13 protein-coding genes and 7 pseudogenes are annotated in these 22,550 nt (G+C 60.1%); 19 read left to right on the forward strand and 1 reads right to left on the reverse strand.

What is annotated here, in order from left to right:
* Nucleotides 1-37 precede the first annotated feature (37 nt).
* The 13 genes and pseudogenes from IF103_RS19965 to IF103_RS24975 form a co-directional block, all read left to right on the forward strand.
* Nucleotides 38-1,471 (forward strand): TolC family outer membrane protein, encoded by a 1,434-nt coding sequence (locus IF103_RS19965; RefSeq protein ID WP_202675611.1) that lies wholly within the window; start codon nucleotides 38-40, stop codon nucleotides 1,469-1,471.
* Nucleotides 1,468-3,624 carry a type I secretion system permease/ATPase gene (locus tag IF103_RS19970; RefSeq protein ID WP_202675612.1) on the forward strand — a complete coding sequence of 719 codons (2,157 nt, stop codon included), beginning with the start codon at nucleotides 1,468-1,470 and terminating at the stop codon, nucleotides 3,622-3,624. The genes IF103_RS19965 and IF103_RS19970 overlap by 4 nt, the downstream gene beginning before the upstream one ends.
* Entirely contained in the window at nucleotides 3,621-4,805 is a 1,185-nt protein-coding gene (locus IF103_RS19975; protein WP_023382266.1) for an HlyD family type I secretion periplasmic adaptor subunit, read from the forward strand. Before IF103_RS19970 ends, IF103_RS19975 begins: the two co-directional genes overlap by 4 nt.
* Before the next feature lie 163 nt (nucleotides 4,806-4,968).
* Complete coding sequence (locus IF103_RS19980; protein ID WP_023382267.1) at nucleotides 4,969-5,868, forward strand: chemotaxis protein; 900 nt, start codon at nucleotides 4,969-4,971, stop codon at nucleotides 5,866-5,868.
* Nucleotides 5,869-5,955: 87 nt separating this feature from the next.
* Nucleotides 5,956-6,267: a hypothetical protein gene (locus IF103_RS19985; RefSeq protein ID WP_023382268.1), complete on the forward strand. Its 312-nt coding sequence runs from the start codon at nucleotides 5,956-5,958 to the stop codon at nucleotides 6,265-6,267.
* Nucleotides 6,264-6,998, forward strand: a complete 735-nt coding sequence (locus tag IF103_RS19990; protein WP_104883334.1) for a YkgJ family cysteine cluster protein — start codon at nucleotides 6,264-6,266, stop codon at nucleotides 6,996-6,998. Before IF103_RS19985 ends, IF103_RS19990 begins: the two co-directional genes overlap by 4 nt.
* Before the next feature lie 479 nt (nucleotides 6,999-7,477).
* A complete protein-coding gene (locus IF103_RS19995) occupies nucleotides 7,478-7,996 on the forward strand; it encodes an Hcp family type VI secretion system effector (RefSeq protein WP_023381485.1) in 519 nt (172 codons plus the stop codon).
* 81 nt (nucleotides 7,997-8,077) lie between these two features.
* Nucleotides 8,078-10,912, forward strand: a complete 2,835-nt coding sequence (locus IF103_RS20000; protein ID WP_202675613.1) for a type VI secretion system Vgr family protein — start codon at nucleotides 8,078-8,080, stop codon at nucleotides 10,910-10,912.
* A complete protein-coding gene (locus IF103_RS20005; RefSeq protein ID WP_202675614.1) occupies nucleotides 10,909-15,513 on the forward strand; it encodes an RHS repeat-associated core domain-containing protein in 4,605 nt (1,534 codons plus the stop codon). The genes IF103_RS20000 and IF103_RS20005 overlap by 4 nt, the downstream gene beginning before the upstream one ends.
* Nucleotides 15,514-15,885, forward strand: coding sequence for a hypothetical protein (locus IF103_RS20010; protein WP_104883331.1), 372 nt, complete (start codon nucleotides 15,514-15,516; stop codon nucleotides 15,883-15,885).
* 285 nt (nucleotides 15,886-16,170) lie between these two features.
* Nucleotides 16,171-16,419: a hypothetical protein gene (locus IF103_RS24825; protein WP_158664899.1), complete on the forward strand. Its 249-nt coding sequence runs from the start codon at nucleotides 16,171-16,173 to the stop codon at nucleotides 16,417-16,419.
* Between the two features lie 51 nt (nucleotides 16,420-16,470).
* Nucleotides 16,471-17,151 (forward strand): annotated as a pseudogene (locus IF103_RS24970) (RHS repeat-associated core domain-containing protein); the annotation flags it as partial.
* A 111-nt stretch (nucleotides 17,152-17,262) separates the two neighbouring features.
* A pseudogene (locus IF103_RS24975) lies at nucleotides 17,263-17,535 on the forward strand (polymorphic toxin type 47 domain-containing protein); the annotation flags it as partial.
* A 436-nt stretch (nucleotides 17,536-17,971) separates the two neighbouring features.
* Here IF103_RS24975 and IF103_RS20020 read toward each other — a convergent pair.
* Nucleotides 17,972-18,234, reverse strand: a pseudogene (locus IF103_RS20020) (IS5/IS1182 family transposase); the annotation flags it as partial.
* A gap of 8 nt (nucleotides 18,235-18,242) precedes the next feature.
* Between IF103_RS20020 and IF103_RS20025 the strand changes: the two are divergent.
* The 6 genes and pseudogenes from IF103_RS20025 to IF103_RS25145 all read left to right on the forward strand — a co-directional run.
* A pseudogene (locus IF103_RS20025) lies at nucleotides 18,243-18,511 on the forward strand (IS30 family transposase); the annotation flags it as partial.
* 257 nt (nucleotides 18,512-18,768) lie between these two features.
* Nucleotides 18,769-19,260: a hypothetical protein gene (locus IF103_RS20030; protein ID WP_158664897.1), complete on the forward strand. Its 492-nt coding sequence runs from the start codon at nucleotides 18,769-18,771 to the stop codon at nucleotides 19,258-19,260.
* 97 nt (nucleotides 19,261-19,357) lie between these two features.
* Nucleotides 19,358-20,197, forward strand: a pseudogene (locus tag IF103_RS24980) (RHS repeat-associated core domain-containing protein); the annotation flags it as partial.
* A 90-nt stretch (nucleotides 20,198-20,287) separates the two neighbouring features.
* Nucleotides 20,288-20,584: pseudogene (locus IF103_RS24985) on the forward strand (hypothetical protein); the annotation flags it as partial.
* A gap of 9 nt (nucleotides 20,585-20,593) precedes the next feature.
* Nucleotides 20,594-21,217 carry a hypothetical protein gene (locus IF103_RS20040; protein WP_202675616.1) on the forward strand — a complete coding sequence of 208 codons (624 nt, stop codon included), beginning with the start codon at nucleotides 20,594-20,596 and terminating at the stop codon, nucleotides 21,215-21,217.
* 358 nt (nucleotides 21,218-21,575) lie between these two features.
* A pseudogene (locus IF103_RS25145) lies at nucleotides 21,576-22,487 on the forward strand (RHS repeat-associated core domain-containing protein); the annotation flags it as partial.
* Between the last annotated feature and the right edge of the window lie 63 nt (nucleotides 22,488-22,550).

The raw sequence follows: 22,550 nt of genomic DNA on the forward strand, positions 1-22,550 counted from the left end.
GCCCGGCGCCAAGGATGACCAGCAGTAAGGGAATGATGTGAAGCGAAGCAGTACGCTGTCACCGCTGTTAACAGGCGCCTTTGGGCTCCTGGCCCTGTGTATCACTCCAGCAGCCTGGTCGGCCGACGATATCGACCCGCAGCTGCGCAGCATCGGGCCGTCGCGTCTGCGCGACGCCCCCGAAGCCATACCTGCTCGCCCGCCTTCCGGGCAGGCCGAAGCCGACGGCGACCGCCTGGGCATGGCCGAAGCCGTGGTGCTCGCGGCGCAGTGGCACCCGAGCATCGCCGAGGCCGTCGGTAACCTGTACAAGCAAGGCGAAGGCATCAACGTGGCCCGCGCCGGTTACTACCCGCAGGTCACCGGGGGTATACGCGCAGGGTATGACACCGGGTATGGCAACGACCGGGGCAGCCAGGCGCTGAACCTGTCGCTGAAACAGATGCTCTACGACTTCGGCAAGGTCGACAGTGCAGTGAACGCGGCAAAAGCCGCGGCAGCACGGGCACAAGCCAATATCTTGCTGGTGGTGGACGAACTGGCCCGCGACACCGCCTACGCCTGGATCGAAACCCGTCGCTACGAGCAGTTGATGGCCATTGCCCGCGATCAGATCCGTGGCATCGGCGCCATTGTCGGCCTGGCACGCCAACGCAGCGACATGGGCGCGAGCACCCGGTCCGACGTGGTTCAGGCCGAGTCCCGGGAAGAAGGAGCACGCGCGACCTTGGAGGAGTACCAGTCGCAATACCAACGCTGGCGCTCGACACTTGCCGCGCTGCTCGGGCGCATGTCCCCGCCGGCGCTTGCCGAAGCGCCTCCGGCCGAACTGAACCAGGCCTGCAAACGGCCAGAGCAGGGCGACGACCGCCTGCCCGCCGTGCTCATGGCGCTAGCCCTGCGCGCGCAGTCCCAGGCCGAGCTGGCGCAAGCCAAGGCCGAGGCCTATCCGACCCTGTCGCTGCAACCGCAGGTCAACCATTACCTGGACAATGAGTACGACCGCGACAACTCCCGCCTCGACCGCACGCAGGCCGGGATCTACCTGAACCTTGAGGTGCCGATCTACCAGGGCGGGGCCATCAGCGCCCGCACCCGAGCTGCCGGCCATGCCCTGACTGCGGCCGATTCGGCGGAAGATGCTGCCCGCCTGCAGGCCCGTCGCGGGCTGGCCGAAGCCAAGGCGCAGACCTCTGGATTGGGGCGGCGACTCAGCTCGCTCGAAGCACGCCAGACCAGCATTCAGGAAGCCCGCGAGCTGTACGGTCGCCAGTACCTGGACCTGGGTACACGGCCCTTGCTCGACCTGCTCAATGCCGAGCAGGAGATCTACCAGTCACGCTTCGACCTCGCTGGCACACGCGCCGACCTGCTGCGCCTGGATGTTGATTGCCTGTACAACAGTGGCGCCCTGCGCACAGCCTTCGGGCTGGAAGGGCGCAACCTGCAAGGGGTGCAGATCGAGCCATGAATGAAACCATCAACCTTGCCCAGCCCGCGCAGGCCACCGTCCAGACCGGGCATCCGGACCTGGGGCCGTGGCTCGAAGCCATGCTGCAGGTGGCGCACCACTACCGTCTTGATGTCTCACCCCAGCGCATACACCTGGCCGCTGTGGAAGATGCCCGGCCGCTGGACGAAATCCTACGTCACATGGCCCGCCAGGCGGGGCTTACCCTGCGCTTCACCCATTTCGATGGCAAAGGCCTACGGCAATGGCGCACGCCCTTGGTGCTGGAGCTGGACGACGGCCAGCTGGCCGTGGTCGAGTCGGTGACCCAGGACGACGAACTGGCGGTGGTCTTCGCCGGCGACCAGGGCCTGGCCTCGCGGGTATCGCAGGGCACGCTGGACGGGCGGATATCCCGTGTCGCATTGCTCCGCCCCGCTCGCCCCCTGCGCGACGTTCGCACCGACGACTACACCGCGCCTTACGACCGCCACTGGTTCGCCCGCATCGTGCTGCGCGACCTGCGCCCCTATGGCCAGGTCATGGTCGCCTCATTGGTAGCCAACGTGCTGGCCTTGGCTGGCGTATTGTTTTCCATGCAGGTGTACGACCGGGTGATCCCTGCCGAGTCATTGCCGACGCTGTACGTGCTGTTCGCGGGGGTGGTGCTGGCGCTGGTGTTCGACCTGAGCATGCGCTTGCTCAGGCTCAAGGTGACCGACCTGCTGGGCAAGCGCGCCGACCTGCGGGTCAGCGACCTGGTTTATGGCCATGCCCTGCGCCTGCGCAACTCGGCGCGGCCCAAGTCCACCGGCTCGTTCATCTCGCAGTTGCGCGAGCTCGAGCAGATTCGCGACCTGATCACCTCCAGCACCGCCTCGGTGCTGGCCGACCTGCCCTTCTTCCTGCTGTTCCTGTTGGTGTTCTGGCTGATCGGCGGGGTCCTGGTGCTGATTCCCCTCGTCGCGCTGCTGGCCATGCTGCTGCCTGGCCTGCTGGCGCAGCGGCGCCTGGCCGCATTGGCCAATGCCTCGATGCGCGAGTCGGCGCTGCGCAACGCCATGCTGGTGGAAAGCATCCAGGGCCTGGACGAGATCAAGGCCCTGCAGGCAGAGGCGCGCTTCGAACGCCAGTGGAACCAGTACAACACCGCTTGTGCCCACAGCAACCTGCGCCTGCGCACCTTGACCAACGGCCTGGTGACCTGGACCCAGAATGTCCAGGGTGCAGTGTTCGCCGTGGTCATCGTCATCGGCGCCCCCATGGTGATCGCGGGCGACCTTACTACTGGTAGCCTGGTGGCGGCTTCGATGCTGTCATCGCGCATGATGGCGCCACTGGCCCAGTTGACCCATGTATTGACCCGCTGGCAGCAGGCCAAGGTGGCCCTCAAGGGCCTGGACAATCTCATGCAGTCGCCGGTGGACCATGCCGAAGGCGAGGCACGCGTCCACCTGCCGGCCCTGCGTGGGGAATACCGGGTGCGCCAGGCGATCTTCCGCTACAGCCCCGAGGCGGCACCGGCGCTGACCATCGGCCAGCTGGACATCCAGCCCGGCGAACGCATCGCCCTGCTGGGGCGCAACGGTTCAGGGAAATCCACCTTGCTCCAGGCCTTGGGCGGCGCCATGGACCTGATGCAAGGCGAGCTCAACCTCGACGGTATTGCTCTGGCCCACCTGGACCCAGCCGACCTGCGCCGCGACGTAGGCTTGCTGCCCCAGTACTCGCGGCTATTTCATGGCACCCTGCGGGAAAACCTCACCCTGGGCGCGGGACAAGCCAGTGACCAGGAACTGGTGGCCGCGCTGTCCGCCACCGGCGCGCTGGACTTCGTCCGCCGACTGCCCAAGGGCATGGACCATTTGATCCTTGAGGGCGGCCAAGGGCTGTCCGGTGGCCAGCGCCAGGCCCTGGTGCTGTCTCGTCTGCTGGTACGCCAGCCACAGGTGCTGCTGCTCGACGAACCCACCGCCTCACTGGACGACATCAGCGAACGCCACCTGCTCGATAGCCTCGACCGCTTCTGCCAGGGCCGTACCCTGGTGATCGCCACCCACCGCCTGAACGTGCTGCAGCGGGTCGATCGGATCATCGTGCTCGACGGCGGTCGCATCGTCATCGACGACAACCGCGACGCCGCCCTGGCCAAGCTCAAAGGAGGCCAGGCATGAGCAGCCATGAACTTCCCTCGTCCTACCTGGATGGCGAGGACGACCGCGCCGTGCTGCGCGCCGGTCGCCTGATCACCCTGTGCGCGCTGATGCTGGCGGGCTTTCTGGGGTGGGCGGCGTGGTTCGAGGTGGTGGAAGTGTCCACCGGCACTGGCAAGGTGATTCCCAGCTCACGGGAGCAGGTGATCCAGTCCTTCGAAGGGGGCATCGTCACCACCATGAATGTGGCCGAGGGCGACCTGGTCGAGCGCGGCCAGGTGCTTGCCCAGTTGGACCCGACCAAGACCGCCTCCAGCGTGGGCGAAAGCGAGGCCAAGTACCGCGCGGCCACCGCCAGCGTCGCCCGCTTGCGAGCCGAGGTGACCGGCAAGCCGCTAGCCTTTCCCGACAGCCTGCGAGCGTCCCCCGACCTGATCGACGCCGAGACCGCGCTGTACCAAACCCGCCGCCAGGGCCTGGAGCAGACCCTGGCCGGCATCGAGGACTCTTTGCGGCTGGTACGCAGCGAACTGCAGATCACCGAGAACCTGGCGAAGATGGGCGCTTCGAGCCGGGTCGAAGTGATCCGCCTGAACCGTCAACGCTCGGAACTGGAACTCAAGGCCAACGAAGCACGCTCCGACTACCTGGTACGCGCCCGTGAGGAGCTGGCCAAGGCCAGCGCCGAGGCCGACAGCCTGGCCGAGGTGATCCGTGGGCGCAGCGACTCGCTGACGCGCCTGACCTTGCGTTCCCCAGTGCGGGGCATCGTCAAGGACATCGAGGTCAACACCTTGGGGGGCGTGGTACAGCCGGGCGGCCAAGTGATGAAGATCGTGCCGATGGACGAGCGGCTGCTGATCGAAACCCGCATCGCCCCCAGGGACATCGCATTCATCCACCCCGAGCAGGCCGCCAAGGTCAAGATCAGTGCCTACGATTACTCGGTGTACGGCGGCCTGGACGGCAAGGTGGTGGGGATTTCGCCCGACACCTTGCAGGATGAAGTGAAACCGGAGATCTACTACTACCGAGTGTTCATCCGCACCGAACAGGACAGCCTGCAGAACAAGGCCGGCAAGCGCTTCGCGATCGTGCCGGGGATGATCGCCACGGTGGATATCCGTACGGGCGAGAAGACCATCCTCGATTACCTGATCAAGCCACTGAACAGGGCGCGTGAGGCGTTGCGGGAGCGTTAAGGTCTGTCGATGTTTTTTTGGAAGGTGTGAGATCGAGCGCCGCGCGGTCCGCGCTCGATTCACCGCAGAAAATCCAGAATTGTACCCCCCCACCCTCCCCCAACCTAAAGCCAGGCGATAACACGCCGATAACCCGGCATCCCCTCTCTGAACGAAGGTCACCATGGCCACGCAAAACGCCCGCGCGGACGCGTTGTCCCTGCTGCTGTTCACCCTGCGCAGCGGCAAGCTGATGGCAATCAACCTGCTCAAGGTCAGCGAAATCATCCCCTGCCCGCCCCTGACTCGGTTGCCTGAATCGCACCCCCACGTCAAAGGTGTGGCCACCCTGCGCGGCAACTCGCTGTCGGTGATCGACCTGTCCCGTGCCATCGGCGAGCGGCCGTTGGCCGACCCGGACGGCGGCTGCCTGATCGTCACCGAGATCAGCCGCTCGCGCCAGGGCCTTCATGTACAGGCGGTCAGCCGCATCGTTCATTGCCTGAGCACCGATATCAAGCCGCCGCCCTATGGCTCGGGCAATCGCTCGTTCATCACCGGCGTGACCCGGGTCGACAACACGTTGGTACAGGTGTTGGACATCGAGAAAGTCATCCACGGCATCGCCCCGCCCGAACCTGAGGCACACCCGGGCGAGGTGAGCGAGCAAGATGCCAGTCTGCTGGCCGCGGCCAATATCCTAGTGGTGGACGACAGCCAGGTAGCGCTGCAGCAATCGGTGCATACCCTGCGCAACCTCGGCATCGAGTGCCACACGGCCCGCAGCGCCAAGGACGCCATCAATGTCCTGCTGGAACTGCAAGGCACCGCCCAGGAAATCAACATCATCGTCTCCGACATCGAGATGTCCGAGATGGACGGCTACGCCTTTACCCGGACCCTGCGCGAAACCCCGGACTTCCAGCACCTGTACATCCTCCTGCACACCTCGCTGGACAGTGCCATGAGCAGTGAAAAGGCCAGGCTGGCCGGAGCCAATGCCATCCTCACCAAGTTCTCCTCGCCAGAGCTTACCGATTGTCTGGTGGTGGCGGCGCGGGCGGTGGCGCACACCGAGCACTGATATATTCAGCGACAATCTCCCCGGCTTGCCGCCGGGGACGTGTAAGGCATAATCACGCCCCTCGGATGTTTCTTGCCGGTATTGCGTATGAAGTTTTTCAGCTCGCTCCTTATCTCCTGCACCCTGTTCAGCGGTGCAGCCCAGGCCTCCAGCAGCCAGGCCTGGAACGAACAGCGCCAGCAGATGCTCAAGGCTTGTCTGGCCGCCAGCCAGTTCAAGGATGCCCACGCCCGCGGCAAGCCTGCGGAGTTCGATGATCAGGTCGGTTTCAGCGCCCTGCTGATCGAAGGTGTCTATCCGCAGAAACACATGCAGCAACGCACAGGCACCGAGTTGTGCCTGTACGACCGCCAGCATCAACGAGCCTTCGTCAGCGAATGGAGCCCGGGAGCTCAGTGAACGACCGTCTACGTTTTGCCTGTACTGGCTGTGGCAAGTGCTGCACCGGCCACCATGTCCCCCTGACACTGGATGAAACCCGCCAGTGGGCAGCGTCCGGCGGCCAGGTCATCATCTTGATCGAAGGCTTCGTGGCCGACGGCCCTGGCATGCCCATCGAGCAGCGCGAGCACGTAATGCGCCGCTCCCTGGCGGTGCCCTGCGGCAGCGGCGAGGCACGGGTATCGGTGACCTTCGCGGCGTTCAACCCAGGCCGTTGCCGGAATCTGGACGATAACGACCTGTGTACCATTTATGAGTCACGCCCGCTGGTGTGCCGCATTTACCCGGTGGAGATCAACCCGCACATCCCCCTGCGCCCCGAAAGCAAGGACTGTCCGCCCGAAGCATGGGAACAGGGGCCCACGCTGATTCATGGCACGCTACCGGTCGACCCGCAACTGGTGGCACTGGTGGAGGCTTCACGCCAGGCCGACCGCGACGACATCGCCGCCAAGGTTGCCCTGTGCCAGGCGCTGGGCATCACCACCAGTGCACTCAAGGGCCGTGGTTTCACGGCTTACTTGCCGAACATGGACGCCTTCGCCACAGCCCTTCGACAGGAATTTCCTGCTGTGCAGACCGCCTGGACCCTCCATGTACCTGATGCCGAACTGGCGGTCAGCCTAGGCGACCTGGGTCTGCAAACCACCGCTGAAACATCGGACTATTACGCCTACATCGGATTCTGATTCAGCGCTTGCCCTGCATGGGTAAACAATCCGTTTACCCACCCCGCCCGATGTCATCCCCTTCCTACACCTCGTGTCGCCCTGCGTCCTACATACCCAGGAAGCGTTTTCCCGTAACGTTCTAATCCATCACAACGGCTTCAGATATTGCGCCCGACACGGCCAACTCGACTTAGCAGTCAACTGCGCAAGAAGTTGCGCACTCAAATGTGAATAAGCCTGTGCATACATTCCTGTAGGCCTTAAGAAATATGGCGTACAGGCAACTGCGCAACTTTTTGCACACCACTGCGCAAGAAGTTGCGCACTTTTCTGGTATTTCGTTGCACAAAAGCCCCTCATTGAAACGACTTAACCTTTAGAGCCCGCGATATATAAGGACTCGCCTGGAATTGGCACGTTTTCTGTATTAACCAGACATGGGAAAGCGGAAATTTCCCAGTCGATATCGACTTATCCACAGCAAGGAGAGCAGCACCATGGCAACACCCGCGTACATGTCCGTCACCGGCGAAAAACAAGGCCTGATCACCGCTGGCGCGTTCACCGCCGATTCGGTGGGCAACACCTACCAGGAAGGCCACGAAGACCAGGTGATGGTCCAGGGCTTCGACCACCAGGTGATCATCCCCCGTGATCCGCAGTCCGGCCAACCGACCGGCCAGCGCGTGCACAAACCGGTGAAGATCACCAAGGTCTTCGACAAGGCCTCGCCACTGCTGCTGGCGGCCCTGACCTCCGGTGAGCGCATGACCAAGGTCGAGATCAAGTGGTACCGCACCTCGGCCGCCGGCACCCAGGAGCACTACTACACCACCGTCCTGGAAGACGCGATCATCGTCGACATGAAGGACTACATGCACAACTGCCAGGACCCGGCCAACGCCCACTTCACCCACCTGGAAGACGTGTACTTCACCTACCGCAAGATCACCTGGACCCACGAGGTCTCCGGGACTTCCGGTTCCGACGACTGGCGCGTTCCGGTCGCAGGCTAAACCTGGATCACACCGCTGCCTGCCGCGTTCGCGCGGCGGGCTGCGGTCGTTTTCACTACGTTTTCCTAAAGGAGGACAGGGATGTTTGCCGCCGCGAACCAGACCCATTTCAGCTTGCACATCGACGGCCTGGAGCACGATTTCCAGGTCCTCGCCTTCAACGGCACGGAAGCCATCAGCCACGCCTATGCCATTGACCTCGAGCTGGTCAGCGAACGCCCTTCGCTGGACCTGGAACGCCTGCTGCACAAACCCGCCTTCCTCCAGCTCGACGATGCCGGCCGTGGCCTGCACGGCCTGATCTATCGCGCCGCCCAGGGCGAGTCGGGCAAGCGCCTGACCCGCTACCAGGTCACCCTGCGCCCGCAGCTGGCGTACCTGGACCACCGCATCAACCAGCGCATGTTCCAGCACAAGACCGTGCCGCAGATCATCGCCCTGGTCCTGGAGGAGCATGGCATCCTCGCCAATGCCTACCAGTTCCAGTTGGGCGCGCAGTACCCGCAACGCGAATACTGCGTGCAGTACGACGAGTCCAACCTGCACTTCATCCAGCGCTTGTGCGAAGAAGAAGGCATCCACTATCACTTTCGTCACCGCGCCGACGGCCACCTGCTGGTGTTCGGCGACGACCAGACGGTGTTTCCCAAACTGGCCCCGGTCAGCTTCCAGCACGACGCCGGGCTGGTCGCCGACACGCCGATGATCAAGGGCTTCGCCCTGCGCCTGGAAACCCGCACCAGCAGCGTCACGCGCCGCGACTACGACTTCAAGAAGCCGCTGATCCAGCTCGAAGGCGAGGCCGTCAGCCACGCCGAGCCGGACCTTGAAGACTACGACTACCCCGGCCGCTTCCTCGACCGCGCCCGTGGCAAGCACCTGGCCACCCGCGCCCTGGAGCGCCACCGCAGCGACTTCCGCCAGGCCGAGGGCCGCAGTGACCAACCGCTGCTGGCCAGCGGGCACTTCCTGGCCCTGGCCAGCCACCCCAACGCGGCCTGGAACGACCTCTGGCTGCTGCTCGCCGTGCACCACCAAGGCCGCCAGCCGCAGGTGCTGGAAGAAGTCATCACCAGCGACATCGACGCGAAGCACGACGGTTTCCAGCAGGGTTACCGCAACACCTTCACCGCCACGCCGTGGGACGCCCCGTACCGCCCGCCGCTGCGCCACCCCAAGCCCCGGGTGCTGGGCGACCAGCGCGCCGTGGTCAGCGGCCCGGCCGGCGAAGAGATCTACTGCGACGAATACGGCCGCATCAAGGTGCAGTTCTTCTGGGACCGCGAAGGCCAGGCCGACGACAAGTCCAGCGTGTGGCTGCGCGTCGCCTCCGGCTGGGCCGGCCAGGGCATCGCCGGCCTGCAGTTGCCCCGCGTGGGCATGGAAGTGCTGGTCAGCTTCCTTGAAGGCGACCCCGACCAGCCGCTGGTGACCGGCTGCCTGTACCACGGCGTGAACATGCCGCACTACAAGCTGCCCGACCTCAAGACCCTGGCCACGATCAAGAGCAAGGAATACAAGGGCAGCCGCGGCAACGAACTGCGCATCGACGACACCACCGGTGAAATCAGCATCGCCCTGCGCAGCGACCACGGCGCCAGTGCGCTGAACCTCGGCTACCTGACCCACCCCCGGCCGAGCGGCGGCGCCCCGCGCGGTGAAGGCTTCGAGTTGCGCACCGACCGCCACGGCGCCGTGCGCGCCGCTGGTGGCCTGCTGATCACCACCGAGCCCCGGCCGAACGAAGCCAGGCACCACAAGGACCTGCCCGAGACGGCCGAGCGCCTGGCCACCGCCAGCGAGCAGCAGGACAGCCTGGCTGAACTGGCCAAGCAGATGCAGGCACAGGAGCCAGGCGATCAGGACGAGGTGGCCAAGCGACTGCACGAGCAGCATCAGGGCATTCTCGGCAGCGGCCCCGGCGACCTCAGCAAGAACGAGTTCGCCGAATTCACCCAGCCGCACCTGGTGCTCGCCAGCCCTGCTGGCATCGCCCTGACCACCCCCGGCCCGAACCACATCACCAGCGGCAGCCACCTGGCCCTGAGCAGCACCGGGCATACCAGCCTGTCGATCGGCAAACGCCTGCTGGCCAGTGCCAGCCAGGGCATGCGCCTGTTCGTGCAGAGCCTGGGCTGGAAGGTGGTCAGCGCCTCCGGCGATATCGACATGCGAGCCCTTAAGGACAGCATCAACCTGCTGGCCAAGCTGGATATCACCGCCAATGCCGACCGCATCATCCTCAAGGCCAAGACCGAGCTGGTGGTGCAAGGCGGCGGCAGCGCAACGACCTACAACGCCAGTGGCATCACCCACGTCACCAGCGGCAACTACACCGCCCACGCGGCGCAGTTCGCCCACATTGGCGCGGCGAGCATGGCCGGCACCTTCCCCGAACCACCGAAGCCAGGCAAGGGCGCACTGGAGCTGTTCAACCTGTACGCCAATGCCAAAGGCATCAAGGCCGGGGATTACGAAGTCACCGATGCCCTGGGCAAGGTGTTCAAGGGCAGCCTCGACGGGCAGGGTTTCAACGCCGTGTCCGGCGCCGCGCCGGGGCCGGCCTGGGTCAAGTTCGGCGACGACACCAACGCACCCTGGACCCCCTCCAGCTATGTCGGCGTGATCAACTGGCCGCTGCAGCTGCCGGACGCGCCCAGCATGCCAACCCTCGTGGAATACCTAGCAGACAGCGTGCCCTTGGCCGCGGATGGCGAGGGCGGGCTGTTTGCCAAGGCCAAGCAACTGACCAGCAGCGGCATGAGCCTGCTCAAGAGCGGCCAGGACGCTCTGCAAAGCACGCAACAGGTGCAAGGCGCGCTCGCCAACCGGCCCTCTCTTCCAGCACTGCCCGAGTTCAAGGCCCTGAGCCCGAGCGCCGTTACCGACCTTCTGCCTGGTGAACTGATTTCATGACCGATATCCCCGAAAAACAACGCCCGGCCCAGGCAGCGGTCGTTCCCCTGGACCAGATCGGCGTCGAGGACGTCAGCCGTGGTGCCGCCGTGTTCGACGCCTGGCTACGCGACATCAGCCATGGCTACGTCAACCTCGAACGGCTCAAGGACGCCGCCGAGATGTTGCCGGTCATTGGCAACATCATGGCCCTGGTCGATGCCGTGGGCGACATCGTCAACCTGGCGACTGCCGACCAACCGGACCCATGGGACTGGCTCAGCCTGGGCATCAACCTGATCGGCGTGGTGCCAGCGCCACCCACCATGGCCTATGCCCGCAAAAGCCTGCGGCCGATGCTGGTGCTTGCCCGCCAGGAAGCCAAGCAGGTGCTCGGCGACTCGCTGATCGAGATTCTGGTCGGCCACCTCAACGCCACGATCATTGGCGAGCTGGACACGTTCCTGGGCGATGCCGAAGCCCACCTCACCGAGGTGATGACCGAAGCGGCCAAGACCGGTGAGAAGCTGGTCAACAACACCGCTGATGCCATTGACGCGATCATCCTTGGCAAGCTCGACAGCCAGGGCGACTTGAAAACGGCTGCCACGCAGTTGCAGAAAGTCAGCGAGACCATGACGTCAGACCCGCAGGTCTCCCTCGAAAACGCCTTCGGAGCCCTGAGCAATGCCTACTCGGCAATGAGCAAGGGCGCGGCCAACATGGTCATGGGTAATGTCGTGCCCACCCGTGTGCAGCAGGCAGTGCTCGGCTACACCGCGCAGTTCCGCAGCCTGGGCGCGCAGATGAGCAAGCAGATGCTCAACCTCACCAGTCTGGCCAACCCCAACTCCATCGCCAGCATGCGCCTGATCCTGCACAAGAGCAGCACGATCTGGCACGCGCGCAACCCCAAGGCAGTGGCCGGCAACGTCAAGGAAGGCAGCACCTCACAAGCCAGGCATCAGAAAGGTGATGGCCTGCTCGAAGCCACGGCCAACCAGGGCCCGGCCAAGGGTGCCGCCAACGACAAGAAGAACGTCGTCTGCACCAGCACCTGCAACCGCATCAACTTCGCCGTGGGCAGCGAGTCGTTGCACCACACCGACTTCAGCCTGTCCGGCCCGTTCCCGGTCACGTGGACTCGCACCTACAACTCGCGCCTCGACAAGCTGGACCACGGCATCCTCGGCGCCCGCTGGATCACCGAGTTCACCACCTGCATCGACGTGGTCGACAAAGGCCTGCTGTTCCACGACATGGACGGGCGCAGCCATGCCTTCGCGCTGCCGAAAAAGGGCAAGCCGCAGTATGACGCAGTCGAGTACTTCACCTGGGTGCGCACCGGTGAACAGCAACTGGTGCTGCTGCGCGGCCTGGGCCGCCGGGAAACCTATGCCCGTCACGGTGACCGCTTCTACCTGACCCATATCCAGCTGCGCAGTGGCGCGGGGGCGATGCTGCATTACGAGCATCGTCACCACGACCAGCCGGTGCTGTCGGACATCAACACCTATTTCGACAACGACCCAAACAAGGTCCACCTGCAACTGGGCACCCTGCTCGACGATCACGGCCACATTCAAGGCTTGTGGCAGGTGGTCGACGGCAAGCCGCTGCGTCAGCTGTGCGGGTATCACTACGATGGCCAGGGCGACCTGATCGGCGCCCAGGATGAAAACGGCGCCGCCTGGCACTACCGCTACCGCCATCACCTGATCACCCGTTACACCGATCGCACCGCGCGCGGCTTCAACCTGGAGTGGGACGGCAGCGGCCCCCATGCCAAGGCCATTCGCGAGTGGGCCGACGATGGCAGCTTCGAAACCCGCCTGGCATGGGACACGCGCATCCGCCTGACCTACGTCACCGACGCCCAGGGTCAGGAAACCTGGCATTACTACGATGCCCAAGGCTACACCTACCGGATCAAGCACCCGGACGGCAACTCCGAATGGCTGTTCCGCGACGCACGCAAGAACGTCATCCGCCACGTCCATGCCGACGGCAGCCAGGACCGTTACGCCTACGATGAGCGCAGCAATCTGCTGCAGCACATCCGCCCCGATCACAGCGTCGAGCACTATGCCTACGACGACCACGACCAACTGATCAAGATTCGCGATGCCGAGGGCGGGCTGTGGCTGCGCGATTACGACGCGCGCGGCAATCTGGTCGAGACCACCGATCCGCTGGGCAACAAGACCGAGTTTGCCTATACCCCGGCGGGCTTGGTCAAGGCGATCAAGGACGCCAACGGCAACGAAAAGACACTCGCCTACAACGACGCCGGGCAATTGCTGGCGTACACCGACTGCTCAGGCAAGACCAGTGTTTGGGCCTACAACGCCTTCGGCCAGTTGATCGAGTTCGCCGATGCACTAGGCAACAAAACCGCCTATGAGTACAAGACCGGTCAGTTGGCCAAGGTCTCCCACCCTGACAAGACCGAAGAGCGTTTCGACTACGACGCCGAAGGTCGCTTGCTGGCTCACTCCGATGGCCTTGATCGTTGCACCACCTGGTCCTACACCGCCGCCGGCCTGCTGGCTGAGCGCATCGACGCCAACGAGCACACCCTGCGCTACCGCTGGGACAAGCTCGGACGCCTGATCGGCCTGGAGAACGAAAACGAAAGCAAGGCGACGTTCTTCTACGATCCAGTAGGTCGTTTGCTCCAGGAAACTGGATTCGATGGTCTGGTGACCCGCTACCAATACGACCCGTATTCCGGTCACCTGGCCTCCACCCAGGTCGGCCAACGCCGCCTCGACCTGCGCTTCGACCGCATGAACCGGCTGGTCGAACGCACCGCACGCCTGGGCGATCAGAGCCAGACCGAAACCTTCGCCTACGACGGCAACGGCAAGCTGATCCAGGCCATCAACGCCGTCAGCAAACTGCAGTGGTTCCATGACGCAGCCGGCAACCTGACCCGCGAGCACCAGCACTACCTGATGACGGGTGCGCCGATGGTTGCGGTCTGGCAGCACACCTACGACGCCCTCAACCAGCGCATCTCGACCCTCCGCCCGGACGGCCACAAAGTCAGCTGGCTCACCTACGGCAGCGGCCACCTGCTGGGCATGACCCTCGACCACCACGAAATGCTCGCCTACGAGCGCGACGACCTGCACCGCGAAGTGGTTCGGCACCAGGGCAACCAGCTGATGCAGACCCAAGCCTGGGACCCGGTCGGGCGTTTGCAGGAGCAGTGGCTCGGCAGCCACGACAGCCAATCCACGCTGCTCAAGCGCCAGTACCGCTACGACGCCGCCGGCCAGCTCACCAACATCCACGACACCCGTCGTGGGCCGCTGGAGTACCAGTACGACCCCGTCGGGCGCCTGCTCAAAGCCACCAGCCGCCTGGGCATCGAAACCTTCGCCTTCGACCCCGCCGGCAACCTGTTGGACCAGAAGACCCAGGAGCTGAACCGCCCACTGGAAGCCGACCCACGTCGCAACAAGCTGATGGACAACCTGCTGCGCGAGTACGCCGGCACCCACTACAAGTACGACGAACGCGGCAACTTGGTGCACCGCTTACAAAACGGCGCGCACGCCCACTTCACCTGGGACCTGTTCGACCGGTTGGCCAGCTACAGCGACGACAAGCTCAAGGTCGACTTCGCCTACGACGCCTTGGGTCGACGTCTGTACAAGAACTCGGTCGCACATTACTGGGATAGGCCGGAAGCGGGTACCGGCTGGAACCAGATGCAGCGGGCCAAGCGCCAACGTGAACTGGGTTGCGGATTCACCCTGTTCGGCTGGGACGGCGACACCCTGGCCTGGGAAAGCTCACCGCCAAGGGACGATGGCGATACCGGGCGTACCGTGCATTATCTGTATGAACCGGGCAGCTTCGTGCCGGTGGCCCAGGCCCTGCGCAAGCGCCCGATCGTGCTCCACAGGCAGCCGGATTGGCGTCAGCGGGAGTACGACTTCGAACAGGATCCGTTGTGGCAAACGACGATGCCGCCGCAGGCGTTCGATGCGATTGCCTGGTACCACTGCGATCACCTCGGCACGCCGATGGAGCTGACCGATCCGCACGGCAACGTTGCGTGGGCGGGGCAGTACAAGGCGTGGGGTGAGGTGCGGGAGGAGCGTTCGGAGTGGGCCAAGCAGGTCGGGATGAGTAACCCGATTCGCTTCCAAGGGCAGTATCACGATCATGAGACGGGGCTGCATTACAATCGACATAGATACTATGCTCCTAAAGCAGGGCGATTTATTAGCAAAGACCCAATAAGCTACAGAGGCGGAATTAACTTATTTGCGTATACGGCCAATCCGGTCCTCTGGGTTGACCCATTAGGGTTAGCAAACAATAAGTATAAAGTTCGCCGCCCACCTGAGGATGCCCATGATCCCCATGGTTCGAAATCCCCGGGAAAGCCTGGAAAGGCAGAAGGCTTTTGTGAATGCAAGTTTGGAGAGACTTGGGCAAAACTTGATGATGGGCGTGGATCAGGATGGCTCGACAAATATGATAACGTTTGGGTTCCTACAGGTCCTGAGGGTCCTGGATCAAAGGCTCATGGTGGGCCACACTGGGATGTACAAAAACCTAAAGGCGAATACGAGAATGTCTATCCAGATGGGAGACGAAGATAAATGAACATATTAATAAAGCTCCCAAGTTTTTTCTCCAACTTGGACGAAGTTCGCTTTTTTGAAGGTATCACCTCTAATCCAGCCATAGTCGATATCCGCGGAACCGGGAAAGGGCTGAGTATAAAAATAGACAGGCGAAAACTCTCAAAAGAGAATGCGCGAGAACTTATTTCAATACTTTTCAGGTACGGCGTTAACTTGACGCCGCTTGCGGCGATCGCCAATGGGAATCGCCATGCCTGGATAAAAGATAGTGATTATTACTGGCACGAATCCATGTTTGCAAATAAACAGTCCGGTGATTTCATGGACAAGCATAAGGGGAAAACTGGAAGCGTGATGCTCATGAAGAACATGAAATGTAAGGGGTAATCCATTGATTAGGGCCGCGGACGAGTTTAAATGCATATTCGATTCCGCCCAAGGCGAAGAGCGCGAACGTGTAAAAAAGGAGGCAGACGATGCTGTTTGGCTAGAGGTGGTAGAGAAATATCCAGATCTAGGGTCTGTATGAAAAGTCTTGAGACGAAGGTCAGCCAAGGCGAAAACAGCCGAGGAAGCGGAGTTTACGGGTTGTAAATGAGCACTCCGAGGCTGTTTTCAACGCAGCATCACCGAATTTCAAGGCTTTTCGTACAGAGCCTAGAGGTTGAAGTATTGAACAACCATACTATTTCCAGTGTAGTGTTGGAATCTTTGGCGGCGAGCGCCGATCCAGATGTGAGATTTGATGTCGCCATGAAACGGCGTATTACTAGAAAAACATTTGAGGCGCTTGCAGAAGATCCTGTTGCCTCAGTGAGGCACTGTATCGCTTGCAATGCTAGGGTTCCCCGAGATATTTTGGAAATATTGGCTTTTGATAGAAGCGACTCAGTAGCTCGGGCAGCCAAGAAAAGACTGTGATTAGCATTGACTCGTCTTCGAGCAGTATTCGTATAGCTACGCCCCCCGGACCGAGGCTTGCAAAAGCATTCGGTGGCGCACTATACAGAAGCCGGCACCGGCCGGAACGAAATGCAACGGGCCAAGCGCCAGCGTAAACTGAACTGTAGTTTCACCCTGTACGGTTGGGACGGCGACACCCTGGCCTGGGAAAGCTCACCACAAAGGGACGATGGCGATACCGGGCGCACGGTGCACTACCTGTATGAACCGGGCAGTTTCGTGCCGGTGGCCCAGGCCCTGCGCAAGCGCCCGATCGTGCTGCACAGGCAGCCGGATTGGCGTCAGCGGGAATACGACTTCGATCAGGATCCGTTGTGGCAAACGACGATGCCGCCGCAGGCGTTCGATGCGATTGCCTGGTACCACTGTGACCACCTCGGCACGCCGATGGAGCTGACCGATCCGCACGGCAACATTGCGTGGGCGTGGCAGTACAAGGCGTGGGGCGAGGTGCGGGAGGAGCGTTCGGAGTGGGCCAGGCAGCATGGACTGGGTAACCCGATTCGCTTCCAAGGGCAGTACCACGATCATGAGACAGGGCTGCATTACAATCGCTACCGATGTTACGATCCGAGGGCTGGTCGCTATATATGCCAAGATCCTATAGGCTATTCCGGTGGATTGAATCTATTTGAATATGCTATTAGCCCGATCGCATGGGTTGATCCATATGGCTTGTCCAGCGATACAATATGTAATTTAATGTGTGGCTCTTCCTCTGACTTGACAGGTAATACCTGGAGGCTTGACCCAGGAAAAGATAGTGATCTAAGAGGCGCGACTAGAACTTATCGTGATGGGCTGGACGAGGCCTTCAAAAAAACAGGCGTTCCTCGAAGTCAATTTGTTGTGACTAAATGGGGTAAGGATCTGAACGGGAAGTTTATACCAGTAGAATGGGAAGCTCGTGGTGGAGCGAATGTCAATATGGATATCCCGGCATGGAACAATGTGAAATCTAATGGATCACTGGGTGAAGGTCCATATGCTCCACATATTGGCTACCAAACTCCAAAAAAGCCAAGAACGAGAGGGCATATTTTTGTCGACAAAGTTCCAGCAACAAGGAATTAACAGCGAGGAAATATATGTTATGTCATGCTAATGAATTATTGCGCGCCGCTGCTGAAATTGGGGTTAAAGCGCGCTCTACTGAAAAGGATGTGACTGAGAAATATATATCTTTTGTGCTGAATAAGTACAGACCATGGAAGACAAGTGGGCACTTGAGTATTGGCGAGAACGTCAGTAAATTACCTACTGATGAAAATGAGTTTCTATTTTTTTGTCTGTTAAACCGGGTTCGGGCTGGGTGTTTTTTGAGCAAAGCAAGTGGAATAAAAATATTGTTGTGGTGGTTGATGATGTGCGAGATTTATCGAGACTGATGGAAAGCAGCTATGGAATGGAGTACTTTGTATCAGACGAAATTGGCAGTTATCTTATTGCGGTAAACTGGTATGTGATTGAGTATACGGAGGGGGCGATAGTTAGGAGGGTGTAGATAAAATCAAGTAGTAAGTCGACGAGCGAGCATGCGAGCTCAGCCAGCCACACCCAAGCCTCACTTACATCCAGTAACCGATCGTGGTGCATGATCAGCCGCCTGGCTTGCTCATTCCAGGCATGAGTCCGTTCCACCACCCAGCGCTTGGGCATGACCACAAAGCCGCTCGCAACCGGCGCCGCCGTGAACAAATCGCCTTGCTCTGAATGCCATTTCCCGGTGCGGCGATTGTTCGGCCCTCGTATCACCTGGATCTCGAGCGAATGAGTATGTTGCATACATCACTCAGCGAACTGGAGTGGCGATCTATTTTTGCGACCCTCGTAGCCCGTGGCAGCGCGGTAGCAATGAGAACATCAACGGCCTGAGTCGCCAGTATCTGTCTAAAGGCACTGACCTTTCGGGCTATAGCCAAGAGCAACTGGATGCTATTGCGTACGAGCTGAACATCCGACCACGCCAGCGCTTTGATTACAAATGCCCTATCGAAATGATGACGGCAATGATAGCCAAGCACCATGAGAGCCATCCTTGACTCAATAGTCGGGTGTTGCACTCAGCCTCTGAAACCGCCGTGGAAAAAAGATGGCACGAACTTGAAACTGACAAAATGCAACTTCCTGAGTATATTGGGCCTGGCGAACGCTTATATCAGACTAAGCGAGGCCACAGGAAGCTGATAAACAAAGAGGACAAAAACCTTCGTAGATTAGAGCTGGAGCATGAGTTAAGCTGCTCGGTAAAATACGATACAAAAAAAATTTGCAAGTACCCATAAAATGGCAAACAAGACTATGAACATGTTTTCCGAACTGTTATCAGCCTTACAAAAAGCTGACGGCAAAAAAATTAGAAAAGAAGTTGCCCAGCTTGCGGACAGGTACGAAAAATTGTTATTCGAAATCGACGGAACCAGCGACGAATCTGTTGATTTTATGCTATCAATCTTTTCCGATGAGCGTTTGTTTAACAAACCAGGAATGGATATCTTCGTATTGAAGGCAGGAACCGAATTTTTCTGCATGACCGATGAGCAAAAGAGCAAGATATACAATGCATTACTTAACGCCTACCATAAATGTAGTAACTTAGACTATTGTTGGGCGACTGGTGATTTGATTGCTCGAAATTTCAATAGGAAATGTGCACTGCATTTTTTTTCTCAAACGTTCGTTTGCGCCACTAAAAATGGCAAGGAAGGTATAGCTCTCGGACTGGACGTTATTGCACGGCAAGAGGGGCGAAACCAGCAGGTGAAGGAAATTATCGCCCGGATTTTACGCTCTGGCTGAAAAGTGAGCGTCAACTAGGCTCTGCACGAGAAGAGATTTCGCAAGCACCGCATGGAACAAGCCAGCTAAACGACTGCTCAATTGCTTGGACAAACACGACCCCGCCGGCAACCTGTTGGACCAGGAATGCGGCAACCTGGTGCACCGCTTACAAAACGGCGCGCACGCCCACTTCACCTGGGACCTGTTCGACCGGTTGGCCAGCTACAGCGACGACAAGCTCAAGGTCGACTTCGCCTACGACGCCCTGGGTCGACGTCTGTACAAGAACGCGGTCGCGCATTACTGGGATAGGCCGGAAGCGGGTACCGGCTGGAACCAGATGCAACGGGCCAAGCGCCAACGTGAACTGGGTTGCGGATTCACCCTGTTCGGCTGGGACGGCGACACCCTGGCCTGGGAAAGCTCACCGCCAAGGGACGATGGCGATACCGGGCGTACGGTGCATTACCTGTATGAACCGGGCAGCTTCGTGCCGGTGGCCCAGGCCCTGCGCAAGCGCCCGATCGTGCTGCACAGGCAGCCGGATTGGCGTCAGCGGGAGTACGACTTCGATCAGGATCCGTTGTGGCAAACGACGATGCCGCCGCAGGCGTTCGATGCGATTGCCTGGTACCACTGTGACCACCTCGGCACGCCGATGGAGCTGACCGATCAGCACGGCAACGTTGCCTGGGCGGGGCAGTACAAGGCGTGGGGCGAGGTGCGGGAGGAGCGTTCGGAGTGGGCCAAGCAGGTCGGGATGAGTAACCCGATTCGCTTTCAGGGGCAGTATCACGATCATCAAACTGGGCTGCATTACAATCGACATAGATACTATGATCCCGATGTAGGGCGGTTTGTCAGCAAGGATCCGCTAAGCTACGGCGGAGGAGTAAATATTTTCCTTTACGTGGCTAACCCTACCGGAATGATTGACCCGCTGGGGCTTTGCAGTTCGAAGCTCAACAATGCATTAGGAGGGATTGCGGGCGACCACCTTCAAGCTCACCATATCGTTCCTGAACAGATTTGGAAAAACCACACATCATTCTTTGTCTCTATAGGCCTCGGCGGGGATGTGGACAAGAAACAGAATGGAGTTCTAATGCCGGATAGGGAGGGCAAAGCAAAACAAATGGGGCGCATGCTCTATCATTGCGGAAGCCATGCTAAGTACAGTGCGGGGGTTGATTTCGAGGTGTCTAGAATCTCGGCCGCTCATTCTGCGGGAATGATTAATAATTCTACTGCGCGGGATAAAATTGCGGCGCTACAAAATAGGAACAGGATGTTGCTACAAGCTCCCGGTGTTCCTGGTATTGCACCTAAACGCTTAGAATAAGGGGTAAAAATGAAATTCTACATGATGAGCCAGAAAAAAGACTCTGGTTGTCCTTTGGGGCTTCTTGATGCCACCTTGTACGACACGATTTATGAAAATTGGGGGGAGGTGGAATATGGCGCCTTCCCTTGGTACGCTAATTCAGCGAGGCACCACCCTCATGAAAAAATGCCTGAAGGCATGGTCCTAGTGGGAGCCGGGAAAAAGTACTGTTTTGGTGCGCGCCGACTAATTAACGATCTATACGCAATTAGTGATAGTTTTTATAATGCGTGTGAAAAGTCCGGGGCGGTTTTTCAGGATGTTGTTCGCGTTAGCTTTAAGGTAGGAGGAGGTAGAAGGGAAAACCCCGGTGCTTATCATGTGGCTGTTTTTAAGTCATACGCAATTGAAGAGGTTATAAAAGGTTCTTTAGGTTTGGTGCGCGACGAGTACAATATGGTGGAGTCATTTGGCAAGTTGGAGTTGAATGATGTTGGGAATGCTGTATTTAAGATATCTGGTCTTTCTCCTTATATAAATACTTTATTTTGCAGTGAAGAATTTAAAAATAAAGCCGAAGAGGTAAAAGTCTTGGGTGTCGATTTTTACCCCATTGAAGAGTGGGGGTCGGAGAAGATATATCCTTTGTAATTAAGTTTGCCTTGTTTTTAGGTCAGGATTGTAGGGCGCTCGGTGGGTACAGCTCGGTGGGGCGTCTGCTCAAAGTCATCAGCCGCCCCTACTTGGAAATTTTCGCCTTCGATTCAAATAGCAACCTTCGGGATCTGAGTCGATGGCAAGCCGCTTCGTCAGTTGTGCACTTACCATTACGACGGCCAGGGCGACCTGATCGGCGCCCGTGACGAAGATGGCGCCGCCTGCACAGTCGGTACCGCAATCATCGGATCACGCGGTCCAATGATCGCGTTGAGGGCGGCTTCATCTTGGAATGGGATGGCAGTGGTCCCCGTTCCAAGGCCAGCGCCGAATCGAGCTGCGTTTTGACCGCATGGGCCGCGTGGCCGCGCTCACCGCCCACCTGGCCGAGCAGAACCAGACCGAGACCTTCGCCTTCGACGCCACCGGCATCCATTACAAGTACGACGAACGCGGCAACCTGGTGCACCGCTTACAGAACGGCGCGCACGCCCACTTCACCTGGGACCTGTTCGACCGGTTGGCCAGCTACAGCGACGACAAGCTCAAGGTCGATTACAGCTACGACGCCCTGGGTCGGCGCTTGCACAAACATTCGGTGGCGCACTACTGGGATCGGCCGGAAGCGGGTACTGGCTGGAACGAGATGCAGCGCGTTAAACGCCAGCGCGAACTGAACTGTGGTTTCACCCTGTTCGGCTGGGACGGCGACACCCTGGCCTGGGAAAGCTCACCGCCAAGGGACGATGGCGATACCGGGCGCACGGTGCACTACCTGTATGAACCGGGCAGCTTCGTGCCGGTGGCCCAGGCCCTGCGCAAGCGCCCGATCGTGCTGCACAGGCAGCCGGATTGGCGTCAGCGGGAGTACGACTTCGATCAGGATCCGTTGTGGCAAACGACGATGCCGCCGCAGGCGTTCGATACGATTGCCTGGTACCACTGCGATCACCTCGGCACGCCGATGGAGCTGACCGATCCGCACGGCAACGTTGCGTGGGCGGGGCAGTACAAGGCATGGGGTGAGGTGCGGGAGGAGCGTTCGGAGTGGGCCAAGCAGCATAGTCTGGGTAACCCGATCCGCTTCCAGGGGCAGTACCACGATCATGAGACAGGGCTGCATTACAATCGACATAGATACTATGATCCCAATGTAAGGCGGTTTGTTAGCAAGGATCCCATCGGGCTCGTCGGCGGCATTAACGTCTATCAGTACGCGCCCAACCCGACGCAGTGGATTGACCCGCTGGGGCTGGCTCGATACCCTTGCGATCCGTGCTCGAAGTACGATGTTGGTACCTACGACGATCTCAAGAAGCGTTCCGCT

This window comes from Pseudomonas sp. SK2 (assembly GCF_016772395.1).
GTDB classification, from domain to species: domain Bacteria; phylum Pseudomonadota; class Gammaproteobacteria; order Pseudomonadales; family Pseudomonadaceae; genus Aquipseudomonas; species Aquipseudomonas taiwanensis.

Excerpts from the sequence above, each read along its gene's own strand:
- IF103_RS19970 (WP_202675612.1), top strand. The coding sequence starts at position 1,468 with ATGAATGAAACCATCAACCTTGCCCAGCCCGCGCAGGCCACCGTCCAG.
- IF103_RS19975 (WP_023382266.1), top strand. The coding sequence starts at position 3,621 with ATGAGCAGCCATGAACTTCCCTCGTCCTACCTGGATGGCGAGGACGAC.
- IF103_RS19980 (WP_023382267.1), top strand. The coding sequence starts at position 4,969 with ATGGCCACGCAAAACGCCCGCGCGGACGCGTTGTCCCTGCTGCTGTTC.
- IF103_RS19985 (WP_023382268.1), top strand. The coding sequence starts at position 5,956 with ATGAAGTTTTTCAGCTCGCTCCTTATCTCCTGCACCCTGTTCAGCGGT.
- IF103_RS19995 (WP_023381485.1), top strand. The coding sequence starts at position 7,478 with ATGGCAACACCCGCGTACATGTCCGTCACCGGCGAAAAACAAGGCCTG.
- IF103_RS20000 (WP_202675613.1), top strand. The coding sequence starts at position 8,078 with ATGTTTGCCGCCGCGAACCAGACCCATTTCAGCTTGCACATCGACGGC.
- IF103_RS20005 (WP_202675614.1), top strand. The coding sequence starts at position 10,909 with ATGACCGATATCCCCGAAAAACAACGCCCGGCCCAGGCAGCGGTCGTT.
- IF103_RS20010 (WP_104883331.1), top strand. The coding sequence starts at position 15,514 with ATGAACATATTAATAAAGCTCCCAAGTTTTTTCTCCAACTTGGACGAA.
- IF103_RS20030 (WP_158664897.1), top strand. The coding sequence starts at position 18,769 with ATGTTTTCCGAACTGTTATCAGCCTTACAAAAAGCTGACGGCAAAAAA.
- IF103_RS20040 (WP_202675616.1), top strand. The coding sequence starts at position 20,594 with ATGAAATTCTACATGATGAGCCAGAAAAAAGACTCTGGTTGTCCTTTG.